We start from the raw sequence: 17,226 nt of genomic DNA, 5'->3' as shown, positions 1-17,226 counted from the left end.
AGAGTCCCGCCGATGGAGATCACCGAGCTGACCCCCGCCGAACGCCGCGTATGGGATGCCTTCCCCCGCGGCGTTCCCGTCGACTTCCGTACCGGCGTGGAGAGTGAGGACGACCCGGAGACCGGGGCCGGCTGGGGACCTGAGCGCACGGTACGCGGCGAGTTACTGCGGGCCCTGCTGGTCGGTGGCCGGCAGGAGGACGGCGAGGTGGCGGCGCTGCGTGTGATGGGCGCACGCATCTCGGGCTCACTGAACGTGCGTTACGCGACGGCCGAGTACGCGGTGCTGCTGGCCGGCTGTCACTTCGAGCAGGAGCCGAATCTGTACGGGGCGCAGCTGCGCCAGCTCAACCTCAGCAATTCGGTGCTGCCGGGCCTGACCGCCGCCACCGTCCGGATCGACGGCGTACTGAGGCTCACCGACTGCCGGATCTCCGGCCCGGTCCGGCTCGGCGGCTCGAAGATCAGTCAGGCGTTGTTCCTCGACCGTGCCCGGATCGGCGTGAACGCCGACGGCTCGACGGCGTTCAACGACGAGGCGGTTCTCCAGCTCAACCGCGTGATCGTCGAGGACGACATGTGGTTGCCGGGACTCGTCGTGCACGGCGAGTCCCGGCTCGACGGTGCCGCCGTCACCGGGCAGGTCCTGCTGAATGACGCCGAGTTGCTGAATCCGGGGGCAACCGCCCTCCAGGCGGAGACGCTGACAGTCGGCACCGATGTGCACGCGATGCGGATCCGGGTCGAGGGGCGGACCAATGTGCGCGGCAGCCGGATACCGGGGCAGCTCAACTTTGCGTATGCGCGGCTGTCGAACCCCGGCGGTGTCGCCGTGCGTGCCAGCAGCTGCGTGGTCGGCGAGCTGTGGCTCCGGGAGGCCGCGCCGATCGAGGGACGGGTGAATCTGCGCCGCGCGCAGATCGATCTCATCCACGCCGACCCGGCGGTCTGGCCGCGCGATGTCCTCCTCGACGGGCTGACGTACACCGCTCTGCTCCCCCATCTGCCCGCCGAGCAGCGGCTGCCGCTGCTCGGACGTGAGGGGGAGGGATACGTGCCCTACGCGTATGAGCAGTTGACGGCGGCGTACCGGCGGATCGGTGACGACGACGCGGCACGCACCGTGCTGCTCGCCAAGCAGCGCACCCATCGGACCACCCTGCCGGGATACGCGAGGGTGTGGGGGTATCTGCAGGACGCCACCGTGGGGTACGGCTTCCGGCCGGTGCGGGCGGCGGCCTGGCTCTTCTCGCTGCTGCTGATCGGCTCGCTGGCATACGGACTGCACCGTCCGCCGGCGCTGAAGGCCGGTGAGGCCCCGCCGTTCAGCGCGTTCTTCTACACCCTGGATCTGCTGCTGCCGATCATCGACTTCGGGCAGGAGAAGGCGTTCAACCCGCTGGGCTGGTACCAGTACCTGTCGTATCTGCTGATCGCGGCCGGGTGGCTGCTCGCGACGACGATCGCCGCGGGCATCACCCGGTCGGTCAGCCGTCAGTGACGGCGGGGGCCGGGCGGTCAGGCCTTGCGTGCCACGCCTGCGTAGCCCGGGATCGGCTCGTCGCCGGGGACGTCGATGGCCTCGCCGAGCTCCGGATGCCAGTCCGCGGAGAGCGTGACACCCGGCTCGACCACTTCGAGTCCGTCGAAGAACGTGGTGAATTCGGCGTGGGAACGCAGGCGCAGTGTCATCCCGCGAGCCTTGTACATGGCGGAGGCCTGCGCCGCACCCTCGGGGTCGAAGTCCCCGGTGGTCTGCGACAGAACCAGGTAGCTGCCGGAGGGGAGCCGCTCGACCAGGCGGTCGACGAGTTCGGCCGCGCCGTCCTCGTCGTCCAGGAAGTGCAGCAGGGCCAGCAGCGACAGCGCGATCGGCTTGTCGAAGTCGAGGACCTCGCCTGCCTGCTCCAGGATGGCTTCGGGCTTGCGGGCGTCGGCCTGGATGTACTCGGTGGCGCCCTGTGGGGTGGAGCGCAGCAGGGCCGCCGCGTGCGCGAGGACGATCGGGTCGTTGTCGCAGTAGACGATGCGCGCGTCCGGGGCGGTCCGCTGGGCGATCTGGTGGAGGTTCGGCTCGGTGGGGATGCCGGTGCCGATGTCGAGGAACTGGCGGATGCCGTTCTCGGCCAGCCACCGGGTGGCCCGGTGCATGAAGGCGCGGTTGACCCGGGCCATGTCGCGCCCTCTGGCGTCGAGGGCCAGCAGCTGCTGGGCCATCTGTTCGTCGACCGGGTAGTTGTCCTTGCCGCCGAGGAACCAGTCGTACATCCGGGCGGGATGCGGCTTGCTGGTGTCGATCTCGATGGCTTGGGGTTCGTGCCCGGTCATAGCGCGCTCCATGGGTCCATAGGTCGGCGAACAACAAGAGTGTGGGGCGGGAAGGGACTCCGGCGCTGCGGATTCAGGTGAGAAGGAAGTCCGCCTGGCCGGACTTGGCCCCCTGGATGAAGGCGGCGATCTCACGGTGGGAGTAGATCAGGGCGGGGCCGTCGGGATCGGCTGACTGGCGCACGGCGACTCTGCCGTCCGACAGCTTCATGGCTTCGACGCAATTGCCTCCGTTCCCACCGCTCCACGGCTTGTACCAGCCCTCGGAGCCGAGTTCGGCGGCCGGCATGCCGTTGTATATGGGTTCCATCACAGCTCCTTGCGGAAGTCCCGGAGGATTTCCTTCGTGCGTTGTGCAGTTGCGGCCTGAGCCGCCATGCGGTCCATGACTTCGAGGTAGGAGGCCACCTCGGGGCGCGCGTCGAAGTAGACGGCTCCGGTCAGGTACTCGCTGTAAACCATGTCGGGGAGTTCGGGGACGCCGAAGCGGAAGAGGACGAAGGGGCCGTAGGTGCCCGGATGGTGACCGGTCGAGAATTCCGCGATCTGCAGCGTCACATGCGGCATCTCGGCCGCTTCGAGGAGCCGGTCGATCTGTCCGCGCATGGCGTCGACGCTGCCGACGGGACGGCGCAGCACCGTCTCGTCCATCACCACCCACAGCTTCGGGGAGTCCGGCCTGGTCAGCAGGGACTGACGCTCCATCCGAAGCGCCACATGGCGCTCGATGTCCTCGGGCCTGGTCTGGCCGACGGCTCCGGTGCGCATCACCGAGCGCGCGTAGTCCTCGGTCTGCAGCAGTCCGGGGACGAAGTGCGGCTCGTACATGCGCAGGAGGCTCGCGGCACCCTCCAGGCTGACGTACATGCTGAACCAGTCGGGCAGCACATCGTGGAAGCGCTGCCACCAGCCGGGTTTATTGGCCTCCTCGGCGAGCTCCACGAAGGCGTCGGCCTCGTCGTCGGCGATCCCGTACGCCTTCAGCAGCAGCTGGACGTAGGGGATCTTGAGAGCGACCTCGGCGGTCTCCATCCTGCGTATCGTCGCAGGTGCGACCCGCAGCACCTTGGCAGCCTGGTCACGGCTCAGGCCGACACGTTCCCGCAGATCCTGCAGGCGTTTGCCGAGAACGACCTGACCCACGGTCGGGGCGGACCGCGGTTCGCTCACTTCAGACCTCCCGATGCGCTGTTTGCCAGCAGTGTGCCATGCGCAGGCCGTCCAAGACAGAACCACTCTGAATTTTTCAGAGTGCCCCTTGCCAAGTGTTCCCGACAGGGGGAGAGTTGGTGAGTGAACCAGTTCACGTAGTCACGGCCGCCCTCATTCGCATGGGACAGCGGAGTGTGACGCAGCCCCCACTGTGAGGAATCGGTTGTGGCACCTGGCAGCGCGCTTATGCCCCGGCTCATGGATCTCAGACCCGGGACGGAAGCGCTCCGGTACTGCTTCGCGCTGCCTGCGCACCCCGAGTCTGTGGCCGGTGCACGGCGGCTGACGAGAGCTCGGCTCGACGAGTGGCGGCTGGACGATGACACGCACGAGGCGGCGATCCTGATCGTCTCGGAACTGGTCACCAACGCGGTGGTGCACACCGAGAGCGCTCGCGTCGTGTGCGAGCTGCACTGCCTCGACGGACGGCTTCGCATAGCCGTACAGGACCAAGGACACCAGCCCGGCGGGCCGCAGCTGTGCCGCACCGCCGATGACGAGCACGGTCGCGGCTTGCTGCTCGTCGACGCGATGAGCAGCTCCTGGGGTTCCCGCGACGCGGGCTACGGCTCGGGCCGCATCGTCTGGGCAGAACTGCCGCACGGCTCGGAGCGGTCATGCTGAAGAACGCAATGTCCCACCTGCTCGGAGCGCGCCGCTCCCGTGAGCCCCGGCGAGCCGTCGCCACGGGCACAGTGCAGTTGCCGCTGCCTCCCGCGCTGTCGGCGAGCCTGGGCTGCGACGCGGTGGGGGTGCCGTCCCGGTACGGCTTCCGGCTCATGTCTCATCTGCCACGCGCCGGTTGCGTCTTCGCGGATGCCGACCGCTGGTGGTGGATCGTGCCTGCAGGCTCCGACCTCGATCTGGACTGGCCCGCGCAGGCCGCCTATGCGAAAGGGGCCTGCGTTCCGGCAGTACGGCCCCGGCTGATCCACCAACCCGACAACCGCACGCCGTACACCCCGCCCATCCCGCTCTTCCTGATGGTGTGCCAGGTCACCGGTGTGACGCCGTCGTGGGCACCGTCCGGCGGCGCACGCGCCGTCTCCGCTCCCTGACGCAGCCGGGAGAGGGGCGGGATTTCCCTCAGGAACCCTGCCCCCGCCCCCTCACTTACGCAACGTCAGCCGGTCGACAGCGGCGGCCTTCGAGCCGCCTGCCGCAACGAGATGGACGTCCTGCGTGCCGGTGACGGTGCGCAGCAGCTTCACGGACTGCTCCTGCCAGGTGTCAGAACCGCCGGTGGACCTCACCGGCAGCACACCCACGAGCGGCGAGGGCACTCCGCGTACGGCCGGCCGGACTCGACGATCTCCTCGCCGGATGCGATGCGGTGAGCCTGCACGCGCCGGCCACCGACGAGACGTACCGGATGCTCGACCGTCGGCGGCTGGGACTGCTGCCCGACGGGGCGGTGCTCATCAATACGGCACGTGGGACGCTGGTCGACACGGCGGCGTTGACGGACGAGGGGGCGGCCGGCCGGATCAGCGCCGTACTCGACGTCACCGATCCGGAACCCCGGCGGCCGGACAGCCGGCTTCTCGACCTGCCGGGCGCCTTCCTGACACCGCGTCCGGCGGGCTCGCTCGGCAATGAGCTGGAACGGCTCGGGAGTGCGGCGGTCGACGAGGTGAAGCGGCTGGTCCCGGGACTGCCATTTGCTCGCTCCGTACCCAGGGAAGAGCTCTCACACAGCGGTTGACCTGCTGATTCACTCGCCGGACACCCCTGTCACGCTGCGTTGTCAGTGGTCCGTTCTACTGTGGCACCACTGATCGAAAAGCCCGCGGCAGGCGGGCTGTCCGGGTGTGAAGGGGGCGGGACCGTGCGCCGCTGGGAGTACGTCGAGGGCAGTGCCTCGAAGTTCTGGGAGACCGAGGCCGAGGGTGTCGTGGTGACGGTGCGCTACGGGCGGTGCGGGAGCGACGGGCGTAGGCAGACGAAGGAGTACGCGTCGGCCGAGGCCGCGTCGGCACAGGTCCGCAAGACGATCGCGGAGAAGGAGAAGAAGGGGTACCGCGAGGTGGGGGCGTCGACTGCGGGGGCCGCAACGGCAACAGGGGCTGCGGCGGCGACTGCGACTGCGCCCGGCGTGGTTCCCGGAGCGGACACTCCTGCGCTTGCCGGAGCGGACGCTCTCGCTCTGCCCGACGAGGACACCTTTGTTCTTCCCGCGAGCTGGCGGCGAACGCTCCACCCCCGGCGCGGCGGAGTGCACCGGGTGCCGGGCAAGGCGCGGAAGGAGACGCTCGACACGGTCGGGACCCGGATCGCCGAAGAGGCGTCCTGGATCAAGGAGTTCGTGGACGCGCCGCGTTCGGATGCCGGGCTGGCCGACCATCTGCGGTCGCATGCCGCCGGAAGCCCCTCGCCGGTCGGAGCCGCCGTACTGGCCTCAGTCGTCCGGCTTCCCGTGCCCGACTCCGTGTGGGCGGACCACTGGTCCGAGCACTACGGTCTGCCGTTCGCCGCACGGGCCGCGGTCGAACTGTTCTCGGTCGACGCCGACTGGCACCAGAGCGGCCACCGGCGGAGCGCGCCCCGGCTGGAGGCGCTCGCAGGCCCGCGCCACGCGTACTGGGCGAGGGACCGCCGATTGCCGATGGACCGGGTCCGTGCGCTGCTCGCCGTGGCCGACGAGGAGACCTACCGGGAGACGGTCGAGGCGCTGGCCAAGTGCCGCACCGACGCACTGCGCAGGATCATCGTCTCCTATCTGGTGCCGAGTGAGACCGACTGGGTCGACGAGCTCTGCGCAGATCCCGAAGTGGGCGCGGAGCAGGACCACACCCTGCGCACCATGGTGTTCAGCTCACTGAACTCGGCCGACCAGATGACGCGGTTCCCCCACCGGCCGGGCTTCACCGACAGCGTCGCGTTCATCGCGACGGTCGCCGAGGGCATCGGACCGGCGATCGCTCCCCTGCTGGCCGACTCCCTCAACGGCAACCACTACTACGCCGACGGCGTGAAGCTCGCCGCCAACTCCCTGGCCGAGCTCCCCACCGACGAGGCCTTCCTCGCCCTGCTCGCCCACGCGGACTCGAAGCATGTCCGCCCGGCTCTCCTCGACGCCATACGCCGCTATCCGGTGCGTGCGGTGCGACTGCTGGCCGCCGAGGCACGCGGCACCTCGGCCGCGTCGTCCAGCCGGACGCTGCAACTGCTGCGCGGTCATATCGGCGCCCACCACGAACTGGTCTCGCTCGCACTCGAGGACCTGGATGCCGAGGTCGTGGAGATCGTCGAACCGCTGCTCAACCCTGCGGACCTGATCGCCGACGCACCCGTGGACGCCCTGCCGACCGTGCTGACGGCGCCGCCGTGGTCCCGGCCCCGCACCAATGCCAAGGCCGCTGTGGTGACGGGACTGACCGCGGTGTCCGAGCCCTCGCTGGAGTGGCTGCCCGAGGAGCAGACGGCATGGGCGGCCAGCTCCTCCTGGTATACGACCAGGCACAGCAACGGCGACTGGGAGAAGGACACCGCCACCCTGCATCACGACTTGGCCGTGGGCGGTCTACGGCCGGCCTGGGTCTTCGTCCACGGGCCCGAGGAACTGGTCGCACCGCTGCTCGCCACCTGGGATCCGACCGACCTGTGGGACGGCGAGGACACCCTCAAGCCGATCGCCGCCCGCTTCGGCCTCGCCGCGCTGCCACTGCTGCTGCGCGCCGTGCCCCGGCAGCCCGGTGCGCTCGCCCCACTGCTGCTCCCGTTCGTCGATGCGCAGGTCGCCCGGCACATGGCGGACTGGGCGGCACGCCTCAAGTCCACTGCGGCGACCGCCCGTTCCTGGTTCACCCGGCACGGCGTCGCGGCCGCCCCGCTCCTGGTGCCGGACGCCGTGGGCAAGGCGGGCGCCGCGCGACGCGCCGCCGAAGGGGCACTGACGCTGATCGCCACGGTGCACGGCGACACCGTGGTGCGCGATGCCGCCCGGGCGTACGGCACACAGGCTGCTGCCGCGGTGGAGGCGCTGCTGGCCGCGGACCCGCTGGAGCGGGCGCTGCCCGCCAAGATGCCTGTGCTGCCGGGCTGGGCGGAACCTTCGCTGCTGCCCCAGATCACGGTCCGGTCGGGCGGTGCGCTGCCGGCGCAGTCGGTGCGCCACGCCCTGACGATGCTGGCGCTGTCGAAGCCCGGCGAGGTGTACCCAGGGGTCGCTTCGCTCGTCGAGACGGCCGATGCCGCTTCACTCGCCGAGTTCGCATGGGCCCTGTTCGAGCAGTGGCAGCTGGCCAATCTGCCCGCGAAGGAGTCGTGGGCGCTGCACGCGCTGGGGCTGCTGGGCGACGACGAGACGGTCCGCCGGCTCACACCGGTCATCCGGTCCTGGCCCGGTGAGGGCGCGCACCACCGGGCGGTGGAAGGCCTCGATGTGCTGGCGTCCATCGGCACCGATGTTGCGCTCCTGCATCTGCACGGCATCTCGCAGCGGGTGAAGTTCAAGGCGCTGAAGGCACGCGCCCAGGAGAAGATCGCCGAGGTCGCCGCCGGGCTCGGGCTGACCGGGGAACAGCTCTCCGACCGTCTGGTGCCGGACTTCGGCCTGGACGCGGACGGTTCGACGGTCGTCGACTACGGCACCCGTTCGTTCACTGTCGGCTTCGACGAGCAGTTGCGGCCCTACGTGCTGGACGGTGACGGCAAGCGCCGCAAGGATCTGCCGCAGCCGGGCGCCCGGGACGACGCGGAGCTCGCCCCGGCGGAGCGCAAGCGGTTCATGGCGCTCAAGAAGGACGTCCGGACCATCGCCTCCGACCAGGTGCGCCGGCTCGAGGCCGCGATGGTGACCGGGCGTTCCTGGACGGCCCAGGAGTTCCAGGAGCTGTTCGTCGGTCATCCGCTGCTGTGGCATCTGGTACGCCGACTGGTGTGGCTGAGCGAGACGGACGACGGCGTGCGCACGGGGTTCCGGGTCGCGGAGGACCGTACGTTCGCCGACGCGGAGGACGATGTCTTCGCCCTGACCGACGACGCGACCGTGCGGCTCGCGCACCCGCTGCATCTCGGGGACGAACTGACCACCTGGTCCGAGGTGTTCGCCGACTACGAGATCCTTCAGCCGTTCGCGCAGCTCGGGCGCACCGTGTTCGAGCTGTCCGAGGAGGAGACGGCGGGATACCGGCTCACCAGGTTCGAGGGGCTCAAGGTGCCGACCGGGAAGGTCCTGGGGCTGGAGCGGCGGGGCTGGGAGCGCGGGGCGCCGCAGGACGCCGGAGTGGAGCGCTGGATCTCCAAGCGGCTGACCGACGACTGCTATCTGGTGATCGCGCTGCACGAGGGCATCGCGGTCGGGGTGGTCGACATGTTCCCCGACCAGATCCTCGAAACGGTCTGGCTCGACAGCCGGCCCAACGATCACTGGGACAGCCGCAGCCACCTGCTCCGTTTCGCCGCCCTGGACGCGGTGACCGTGTCCGAGCTCCTCGGCGACCTGACGGAACTCACCGAGGGCGTCGCATCATGACCGTACGGAACGAGACTCGCCTGGAGACACCGGACGGCGGTCCGGCTCCGGTACAGCGGCCACCGGCAGAGGTGCGGTACGCCGAGGAGCTGGCCGCGCTGCGGGCCGGCGACCGTGATCCGCGGCCGCCGGGCTGGGAGTTGAGCCTGCGCGCTGCGCGCCGCTTCGTCATCGGCGACGCGGACGCGGGTATCAGCCGGAAGTTCGTCGGCAATCCCTCGTTGGTGGACCGGGCACTGGTGACGCTGGCGACGAGCCGCGGGCTGATGCTGGTCGGGGAACCGGGCACCGCCAAGTCGCTGCTCTCCGAACTGATCGCGGCCGCGGTCAGCGGGGACTCGACGCTGACGGTTCAGGGTGGCGCGGCCACCACCGAGGACCAGATCAAGTACGGCTGGAATTACGCACTGCTGGTCGCCGAGGGGCCCTCCACCCGCTCGCTGGTCCCGGCTCCGATGCTGCGCGGCATGGCGGAGGGCAGGCTCGTGCGGTTCGAGGAGATCACCCGCTGTCCGCTGGAGGTGCAGGACTCGCTGTTGTCCCTGCTCTCCGAGCGGGTGGTGGCGATCCCCGAGCTGACAGGGCCGGACGGCATGGTCTTCGCCCGGCAGGGCTTCAATGTCATCGCGACGGCCAACACCAGGGACCGGGGCGTCAATGAGATGAGTGCGGCGCTCAAGCGGCGGTTCAACTTCGAGACCGTGTTCCCGATCCCCGACCTGGACACCGAACTTGCGCTCGTCGAGGCGGAGGTGACCACTCTTCTGCGGCGTTCGGGGGTGGAGCCGCCACCGGACCGGGATGTTCTGGAGGTCCTCGTCGGTACGTTCCGGGAGCTGCGTGCGGGGGCCGGCGAGAAGGGCGGACCCGGTGGGGGCCCGGACCGTCCTTCGGCGGTGATGAGTACCGCGGAGGCCGTCTCGGTCGCCCATGCCGTGGGCGTGCGCGGCTGGTTCCTGCGCGGCGAGCCGGGCAGTGCCGCCGACGTGGTGGCATGTCTGGCGGGGACGGCGGCGAAGGACAGCCCGGAGGACCTGGCCAGGCTGCGCCGCTATCTGGAGCAGCAGGTGCCGCGCCGTCGCAGCCCGGCGTGGCAGGCCCTGTACGACGCACGCCATCTGCTGGCCGACTGATGTCCGCGGTGTTCCTGGGGGTGCGTCACCACTCCCCCGCCTGCGCGCGGCTCGTCGAGCGGACCATCGAGGAGCTTCGGCCCGCCCAGGTGCTGATCGAGGGTCCCGCCGAGATGAACGGACGGCTGGACGAGCTGCTGCTCGGACATGAGCTGCCGGTCGCGGTGTTCAGCCACTACCGCGACGGGCAGCGGTCCGCCACGTCCTGGGCGCCGCTCTGCGACTACTCGCCCGAGTGGGTCGCGCTGCGGGCGGGGCGGGCGGCGGGGGCCCAGGTCCGTTTCATCGATCTGCCGGCCTGGCACCCGGCGTTCGCCGAGCGCACCAACCGATACGCCGATGCGGAGGTCCGCTACGCGGAGGCGACGGAGCGGCTGTGCCGGCAATTCGCGGTGGACTCCTCGGACGCCCTGTGGGACCGCCTCTTCGAGGTCGAGCCCGACGACGGTCTCGCAGAACGGCTCGACGCGTACTTCGCGCTGGTGCGCGGGGACGCGGAAGCCGATGCCGGCGACCGGGCGCGCGAAACGTACATGGCGGCGTGGGTCCGGGTGGCGGTCGCCGAGGCCGGGGACCGGCCGGTGCTGGTGGTGACCGGCGGCTTCCACCAGCCCGCGCTCCGGGCGCTCACCGGATCCGGCGGGGAGAGCACTGAAGGCGGCGACGGCTGGGAGCGGGGCGCGGACGGATGGCCAAAGGTTCCCGCTCGGCCGGACGGGGCCATGGCCGGGAGTTTCCTCGTGCCGTACTCCTTCCGGCAGTTGGACGCCTTTGCCGGGTACCAGTCGGGGATGCCGTCACCCGGCTACTACCAGCAGGTGTGGGAGGCGGGCCCCGAAGCCGCGGCGGACGGCTTGCTGCGCGCGGTCGTCGAGCGGCTGCGGGCGCGCAGATTCCCGGTGTCCACCGCCGATCTGATCGCCGCGCGGAGTCTGGCCCAGGGGCTCACGGCGCTGCGCGGCCATCCGCGCCCCGCCAGGATCGATGTGCTCGACGGTCTCGCGGGCGCCCTGATCACGGACGACCTGGACCGCCCGCTCCCGTGGACGAGCCGGGGCACGCTGACGACGGGGGCCCATCCCGCGGTCGTCGAGATGGTGGCGGCCTGCAGCGGCGACCGCACCGGGCAACTCCATCCCTGCACTCCGGCGCCGCCACTGGTTCACGATGTGGCGGCGCAGCTGGCCGGTCTGGCGCTCGACGGCGGCCCCGAGGCCTCGTACCGCCTCGATCTCACGGACTCCACCGACCTGGAGCGCAGCCGGGTGCTGCACCGGCTGCGGGTGCTGGGGATTCCCGGTCACGGGCGGACGGCCGGTCCCGAGCACGGAATCGACCCGGTCTTCACCGAACGCTGGGAGGCACAGTCCGTCTCGGGGCGCGAGGCCGCGCTGGTGGAGGCGGGTGCCTACGGCGCGACCCTGTCGGAGGCGGCGGCGGCCACGCTCACCGAGCGCACGCGGGACACCGCGGCCGAGGCCGACGACCTGGCCCGGGCGCTGTTCGACGCCGTGCTGTGTGGGATGGACGGGTTCTCCGAGCAGTTGCTCGGTGAACTGGCCTCCGGCGTTTGCGAGTTGAAGGACTCCGGATCGCTCGGAGACATACTCTCCACGGCCCTGGGGCTGTGGCGACACGACCGGGTGTTCGGGGTGGCGCACGGTCCACTGCTCGCCGCTGTGATCAACGGTTCGACGGGTCGGCTGCTGTGGCTTCTGGAAGGGGCGCGCGGTACGTCGGGGGTGGACTTCCCTCGTCTGCGGGCCGTGGTCGCCGTGCGCGACGCCCTGCTGCACGCGCCGGAGTTGCTCTCCGTGCCACGGGAGACGGCGGCCGCGATCGCGTGGCGGATCAGCGGCGATCCGGAGGCACCGATCGATCTGCGCGGGGCCGCGTTCGGACTGCACCGGGCCCTGGCGCAGGCCCCGGGCGCCTCCGGGGACCCGGCCGAGGCGGTGCGTACGGTCGCGACGGCCGGTACTGATGCGCTCGGCGACTGGCTGGCCGGACTGTTCGCGCTCGCCCGCGACGAGGTGACGGGCGCGGTGCGGAACGAGGGCGGGGACGAGCGCGGCGGTGGCGCGGAGTCGCTGATCGATGTGCTGGACAGTCTGGTCTGCGCGCTGCCCGACAGCGAGTTCCTGTCGGGTCTGCCCGCTCTGCGTCAGGCCTTCGCATTCTTCCCGCCACGCGAACGCGACCGGATCGCCGGTCGCCTGTTGGAACGGCGCGGGGTGCGCGGCTCGTCGCGTTCCCTGCTGCGGACCACCGAGGACCCGCTGCTGATCGCCCGGGCCCGCTCCCTGGAGGAGTCCGTGTCCCGACTACTGGCCCGCTACGAACTGGGAGCCACCCCATGACCACGCCCGAACACGTCCCCGGCCGGGCACTGACGCCCGGGGAAGGAGCCGACACAGCTCCCGACGCGGGCCTGGAACGCTGGCGGCTGGTCCTCGGTTCCGCCGCCGAACGGCACACCGGACCGCTGGGGCCGGGCAACGCCGGCCGCGATGCCGCACTCGACTGGCTCTACGGCCGCGACCCCGACCTCGCCAGACGCGGTGTGCGCCGCTCCGGCACCGCCCCCCGTGAGGGAGGTGACGGCCCGTCCGCCGTGACCGCGGTCGACTGGCTCGACGACATCCACCGGCTCTTCCCGAAGGAGACCATCGAGCGCCTGGAGCGGGACGCCGTCGAGCGGTACGGCATCCAGGAGATCGTCACAGACCCCGCGGTGCTGGAGCGGGTCGAGCCGAGCCCCACCCTGCTGCGGGCCGTGCTGCGCACCAAGCATCTGATGAACCCGCAGGTGCTGCGACTGGCCCGGCGCATCGTCGAGTCGGTGGTGAAACAGCTCCTGGCCGAGCTCCGGCCGGAGATCCGCCGGGCGTTCCACGGCACCCGCTCCCGCAAGCCCAGCCGGGTGCCACTGGCCAGGGACTTCGACTTCCGGCAGACCGTACGTGCCAATCTCGCCCACTACCAGCCGGCCGAGCGACGTCTTCTGATCGAGCGCGCCCACTTCCACTCCCGTACCAAACGCCATGTGACGCAGTGGCAACTGATCCTGTTGGTCGACCAGTCGGGCTCGATGGCCGGATCGGTGATCCACTCGGCGGTGACCGCCGCGTGTCTGTGGGGCCTGCCCGGCCTCAAGACGCACCTCGTCGCCTTCGACACCCAGGTGGTGGACCTGACCTCCGATGTGACCGACCCGGTGGAGCTGCTGATGCGGGTCCAGTTGGGCGGCGGCACCGACATTGCGCGGGCCGTGGAGTACGGCGCGGGTCTGGTGGAGAATCCGCGGCGCACGATCGTCGCGCTGATCACCGACTTCTACGAGGGCGGCGACCCCTACCGGCTGCTGCGCACGGTGCGGGCGCTGGTGGAGCAGGGCAGCACCGTGCTGGGGCTGGCCGCGCTCGACGAGGACGCCAACCCCGAGTACGACCGTGAGCTGGCCGGAAGGCTCGCCGCGGCCGGCGCACACATCGGGGCGATGACACCGGGCCACCTCGCCGAGTTCGTCGCCGAGAGGCTGGGCCGATGACCGACACAACGAGCGGCGCCGTGGCCGCACGCCCCGATCTGCTCGCCCTCACTGCGGACACACTCGCGGCACTGGCCAACCGCGGCCTGGTCAAACGGGCCACGAAGGAGCTGGACGCGGGCACGGTGCCCGCTCTCACGACGGACCCGGACACCACGGTGCGAGCCCGCTTCGACGACGGCACCATCACGGCGCTGCCGCCCGGCACGGGTCTGGACGACGGCGACTGCAGCTGCGCCGCACCAGGCGTGTGCCGCCACCTCATCGCCCTGGTGCTGGCCTATCAGCGCGGGTCCGAGGCCCCGACTGACAGCGCCCCCGCCCCCGTCACCGACTGGTCCCCCGGCAGCACCGACGACACGGCCCTGACCGAAGCCGTCGGCGCCCGTCCGCTCGCCGCGGCCCGCCGCGCCTTCGAACGGGGTTACGCCGCCCTGGTGCACCGCCCTTCCCCGGACCATCCCGAGCCCCGGGTCGAACTCCCCACCTGCACGGTGCGGTTCCCGGTCCCCGGCGAGATCGCGTATGCGCTGACGGATGCGGCAGCCGCGCTGCGCGGCGAGATGGTGGCGCTCGCGGTATGGGCGTTCCGGGCGGCCGACGCAGCGGGGACCGAAGAGCGGTCCGTCCCCGTCCAGGTCGGCGGACGCGCCACCGCCCCGTCCACGCCCGGGCCCGCGCTCGACGCGGCCGTCGGGCTGGCGGGTGAGCTCCTGGCGGAGGGCGTGGCCCATGTCGGACCGGTCCACGGCGGAGCCCTGGCACGGGCCGGTGCCGAACTGACCAGCGAGTCGCTGCACTGGCCCGCGGGTGCACTCGCCGAGTTGGCGGACCAGCTCACGGCGTACGCCGACCGCAACGCCCACTACCGCCCTGAGCTGGTCGCCGCCCTGCTCACCGAGTTGTACGCCCGTAGGCGGGCCGCCGCGGTCCCCGGCGTACTGGGTACCCGCGAGGCCGGGGACACCCCGCTGCGCCGGGTCCGGCTCACCTCGCTCGGCTGCCGTGTCCACGGCACACCGCAGTCCCTGATCTGCGAGGTGTATTTCGCGCATCCCGGCGCGGGCACCGTCCTCGTCCTGCGAAAGACCTGGACGGCTGCCGAGGGCAAGGAGCTCACGGGCCATCTGCTGTCCACCCGCCGCGTCCTCGCCACGCCGCTGAGCTCACTGGCCGCCGGAAGCCTGGTCAGCGAGAGCGTGCGGCGCACGCCGAGCCGTGCGCTGACGATCGCCCGGGGCCGGCTGGGCACGACGACCATCACGCCCGTCGGCGCCGCCTGGACGGAGCTTCCGGAGCCGTTGCTCGTACGGGATCTGTCCGCGCTCACGGCGGGCTGGGAGGGCAGGCCGCCCCGGCTGATCCGGCCGCGGGTCGAGGCGGATGCGGTCCATGTCGTCGCCCTGTCACAGGTGGAGAGCGTCGGTTACGACCCCGTCGAGCAGCACCTCGAAGCCGTCGTGCGCGATGCCTCGGGGACCCCCGCGCTGGTGACGTCGGGCTACCGGCCGGAGTGCCCCGGTGCGTTGGACGCCCTGGCCGACGCGCTGGAGGGCGGCGCCACGCATGTCAGTGGTTCGGTGCACCGCTCCGGCGGTGGAATCAGGATCGATCCGATCGCGGTGCTCACCCCGGCCGGGGTGGTCGTGCCGGATCTCGCGCCCGGTGACGGTTCCACGGCGTTGGCAGCGGCGGTGCACCGTCCGTCCGATCCGCTGACGGCAGTGCTGGACGAGGCGATATCCGCCATGTCGGCGGTGCCGCACAGCGGACTGCGCCATCTGAACAGCCCCGCCCGTTCCCGTATCGACGAGGCGGCGACGGCACTGTCACGCACCGGCCTGACCCGTGCCGCGACCCTGCTGCGCGCCTTCCTCGACGCTCTGGACGACGGGGGCGCGCCGAACGAGGAGGGCCTCGCCGTCCGTTCCGATGCGTGGCTGGAAGCCCAGCTCCATCTCCTGGTCAGCAGCGAACTCCGGTCCTCCCGGTCGGAGTTCGTGTCCGCGCCGGCACCCGCCTAGGGCCGGTTCAGATAGGCGAGCCCGGGATGGGCCTTCGTGTACCCGTCGAGGAGTCGTCCGGCCACGGTCACCGAGTCGACCAGCGGGTGCAGCGCGAAGGCCTTCACGGCGGTGGCGCGTGAGCCGCTTTCCGCCGCGTCCAGTACCGCGCGCTCGACGGCCTTGACCGCGGTGACCAGTCCGACGGCGTGGTACGGAAGCGGGTCGACGGCGACGGGACGCGCGCCGTTCGCGTCGACCATGCACGGCACCTCGATGACGGCGTCCGCGTCGAGTACGGAAAGCGTCGTGCGGTTGCGGACGTTGAGGATGAGCGAGGTCCGTTCGTTGCGGGCGACGGCCCGCATGAGGGCGAGTGCCACCTTCTCGTAGCCGCCGGACTCCAGATCGCTCTCGTCCCGCTCGCCGACCCCGGCGACCTCCCGGTTCTCCGACATATAGGTGGCCTCGCGTTCGGCGCGGGTGCGGTCCCAGGCCGGCAGTGCGGGGGCGGCAGGGTCCTTCACCCGGGCGTAGAAGCCCTCCTGCTGCTCACGGAGAAAGGCGCCCCGGGTCTGCTCGGCGTCCTGGTAGGCGCGTACGGCTTCCCGGTTGAAGTAGTAGTAGTGCAGATACTCGTTGGGGATGGCGCCCAGCGACTGCAGCCAGTCGGCGCCGAAGAGTCTGCCTTCCTCGAAGGAACCGAGAAGTTCCGGGTCCGTCAGCAGCCGCGGGAGTTCGTCGCGGCCGTCGACATGCAGTGCGCGGACCCAGCCCAGATGGTTGAGGCCGACGTAGTCGATCCGGGCCCGGTCGGGGTCGGCGCCGAGCACCCGGGCGATTCGGCGGCCGAGGCCGACCGGGGAGTCGCAGATGCCGATGACCCGGTCGCCCAGGTGACGGGACATGGCCTCGGTGACCAGGCCGGCCGGGTTGGTGAAGTTGATGACCCAGGCGTCCGGGGCGAGCCGCGCGATGCGCTGTGCGAGGTCGACGGCGACGGGCACGGTGCGCAGCCCGTACGCGATGCCGCCCGCCCCGACCGTCTCTTGGCCGAGTACGCCCTCGTCGAGGGCGACCCGTTCGTCGGCGGCCCGTCCTTCGAGGCCGCCGACGCGGATCGCCGAGAAGACGAAGTCGGCGCCGCTCAGCGCCTCGTCGAGCTCGGTGGTGGCGGTGACGGCGGGCGCGTCCGGGACGTTCGCGGCCTGTTCGCCGAGCACCCGGGCGATGGCGGTGAGCCGGTCGGCGTCGGTGTCGTAGAGGGTGACCGCGCTCACGCGGCCCTCGGCGTGATCGGCGAGCAGCGCCCCGTACACGAGTGGAACCCGGAATCCGCCGCCGCCCAGAATTGTCAGCTTCACGCTTCCGCATGGTACGTGGGCGGGCCCGGACAGGGCCCGGGCGACTCCGGACGGCAACTCTCCACCGGCGCCGACAGCACCCGGCCCGGGGGGGCGGCGCCCCGGGGGGGCCCGCCCCGGCGGCCGGGTAGGGGAGCCCAACACCCCCGGCCAATATGCCG

At 71.2% G+C, this 17,226-nt stretch carries 13 protein-coding genes and 1 pseudogene; 9 read left to right on the top strand and 5 right to left on the bottom strand.

What is annotated here, in order from left to right:
- Positions 1-12: 12 nt before the first annotated feature.
- Positions 13-1,500 carry a membrane-associated oxidoreductase gene (locus ACFVYE_RS08230; RefSeq protein WP_389604667.1) on the top strand — a complete coding sequence of 496 codons (1,488 nt, stop codon included), beginning with the start codon at positions 13-15 and terminating at the stop codon, positions 1,498-1,500.
- Between the two features lie 17 nt (positions 1,501-1,517).
- Here ACFVYE_RS08230 and ACFVYE_RS08225 read toward each other — a convergent pair whose 3' ends face one another.
- The 3 genes from ACFVYE_RS08225 to ACFVYE_RS08215 all read right to left on the bottom strand — a co-directional run bounded on the left by ACFVYE_RS08225 (position 1,518) and on the right by ACFVYE_RS08215 (position 3,497).
- The gene (locus ACFVYE_RS08225) at positions 1,518-2,327 is read right to left on the bottom strand and encodes an SAM-dependent methyltransferase (RefSeq protein WP_389604665.1); all 810 of its coding nucleotides are present in this window, start codon (positions 2,325-2,327) and stop codon (positions 1,518-1,520) included.
- A 73-nt stretch (positions 2,328-2,400) separates the two neighbouring features.
- The gene (locus ACFVYE_RS08220) at positions 2,401-2,637 is read right to left on the bottom strand and encodes a DUF397 domain-containing protein (RefSeq protein WP_093896218.1); all 237 of its coding nucleotides are present in this window, start codon (positions 2,635-2,637) and stop codon (positions 2,401-2,403) included.
- Entirely contained in the window at positions 2,637-3,497 is an 861-nt protein-coding gene (locus ACFVYE_RS08215) for a helix-turn-helix domain-containing protein (protein WP_383973196.1), read from the bottom strand. Before ACFVYE_RS08215 ends, ACFVYE_RS08220 begins: the two co-directional genes overlap by 1 nt.
- A gap of 207 nt (positions 3,498-3,704) precedes the next feature.
- Here ACFVYE_RS08215 and ACFVYE_RS08210 point away from each other — a divergent pair, with 207 nt between their 5' ends.
- Positions 3,705-4,163 carry an ATP-binding protein gene (locus ACFVYE_RS08210; RefSeq protein ID WP_383973198.1) on the top strand — a complete coding sequence of 153 codons (459 nt, stop codon included), beginning with the start codon at positions 3,705-3,707 and terminating at the stop codon, positions 4,161-4,163.
- A complete protein-coding gene (locus tag ACFVYE_RS08205) occupies positions 4,157-4,597 on the top strand; it encodes a hypothetical protein (protein WP_383973200.1) in 441 nt (146 codons plus the stop codon). Before ACFVYE_RS08210 ends, ACFVYE_RS08205 begins: the two co-directional genes overlap by 7 nt.
- A 51-nt stretch (positions 4,598-4,648) precedes the next feature.
- Here ACFVYE_RS08205 and ACFVYE_RS08200 read toward each other — a convergent pair whose 3' ends face one another.
- Positions 4,649-4,822 carry a carbohydrate-binding protein gene (locus ACFVYE_RS08200; RefSeq protein ID WP_389604662.1) on the bottom strand — a complete coding sequence of 58 codons (174 nt, stop codon included), beginning with the start codon at positions 4,820-4,822 and terminating at the stop codon, positions 4,649-4,651.
- Positions 4,823-4,848: 26 nt separating this feature from the next.
- On the opposite strand from ACFVYE_RS08200, the pseudogene ACFVYE_RS08195 reads away from it, so the two are divergent.
- From ACFVYE_RS08195 to ACFVYE_RS08170, 6 genes and pseudogenes are all read left to right on the top strand, one after another.
- Positions 4,849-5,244 (top strand): annotated as a pseudogene (locus ACFVYE_RS08195) (NAD(P)-dependent oxidoreductase); the annotation flags it as partial.
- A 123-nt stretch (positions 5,245-5,367) separates the two neighbouring features.
- Entirely contained in the window at positions 5,368-9,015 is a 3,648-nt protein-coding gene (locus tag ACFVYE_RS08190) for a WGR and DUF4132 domain-containing protein (protein ID WP_389604660.1), read from the top strand.
- Positions 9,012-10,148, top strand: coding sequence for an AAA family ATPase (locus ACFVYE_RS08185; RefSeq protein WP_389604658.1), 1,137 nt, complete (start codon positions 9,012-9,014; stop codon positions 10,146-10,148). The genes ACFVYE_RS08190 and ACFVYE_RS08185 overlap by 4 nt, the downstream gene beginning before the upstream one ends.
- Positions 10,148-12,508 (top strand): DUF5682 family protein, encoded by a 2,361-nt coding sequence (locus ACFVYE_RS08180; protein ID WP_389604656.1) that lies wholly within the window; start codon positions 10,148-10,150, stop codon positions 12,506-12,508. Before ACFVYE_RS08185 ends, ACFVYE_RS08180 begins: the two co-directional genes overlap by 1 nt.
- Positions 12,505-13,698, top strand: a complete 1,194-nt coding sequence (locus ACFVYE_RS08175; protein WP_389604654.1) for a VWA domain-containing protein — start codon at positions 12,505-12,507, stop codon at positions 13,696-13,698. The genes ACFVYE_RS08180 and ACFVYE_RS08175 overlap by 4 nt, the downstream gene beginning before the upstream one ends.
- Positions 13,695-15,722 (top strand): hypothetical protein, encoded by a 2,028-nt coding sequence (locus ACFVYE_RS08170; protein WP_389604652.1) that lies wholly within the window; start codon positions 13,695-13,697, stop codon positions 15,720-15,722. Before ACFVYE_RS08175 ends, ACFVYE_RS08170 begins: the two co-directional genes overlap by 4 nt.
- Here ACFVYE_RS08170 and ACFVYE_RS08165 read toward each other — a convergent pair.
- Positions 15,719-17,065, bottom strand: a complete 1,347-nt coding sequence (locus tag ACFVYE_RS08165) for a 6-phospho-beta-glucosidase (protein WP_389604650.1) — start codon at positions 17,063-17,065, stop codon at positions 15,719-15,721. The two genes, ACFVYE_RS08170 and ACFVYE_RS08165, sit on opposite strands and share 4 nt — an antisense overlap.
- Positions 17,066-17,226 lie beyond the last annotated feature (161 nt).

Source organism: Streptomyces sp. NPDC058239, from assembly GCF_042882185.1.
Lineage (GTDB): Bacteria > Actinomycetota > Actinomycetes > Streptomycetales > Streptomycetaceae > Streptomyces.
This window is presented reverse-complemented; position numbering and strand designations above follow the sequence as displayed.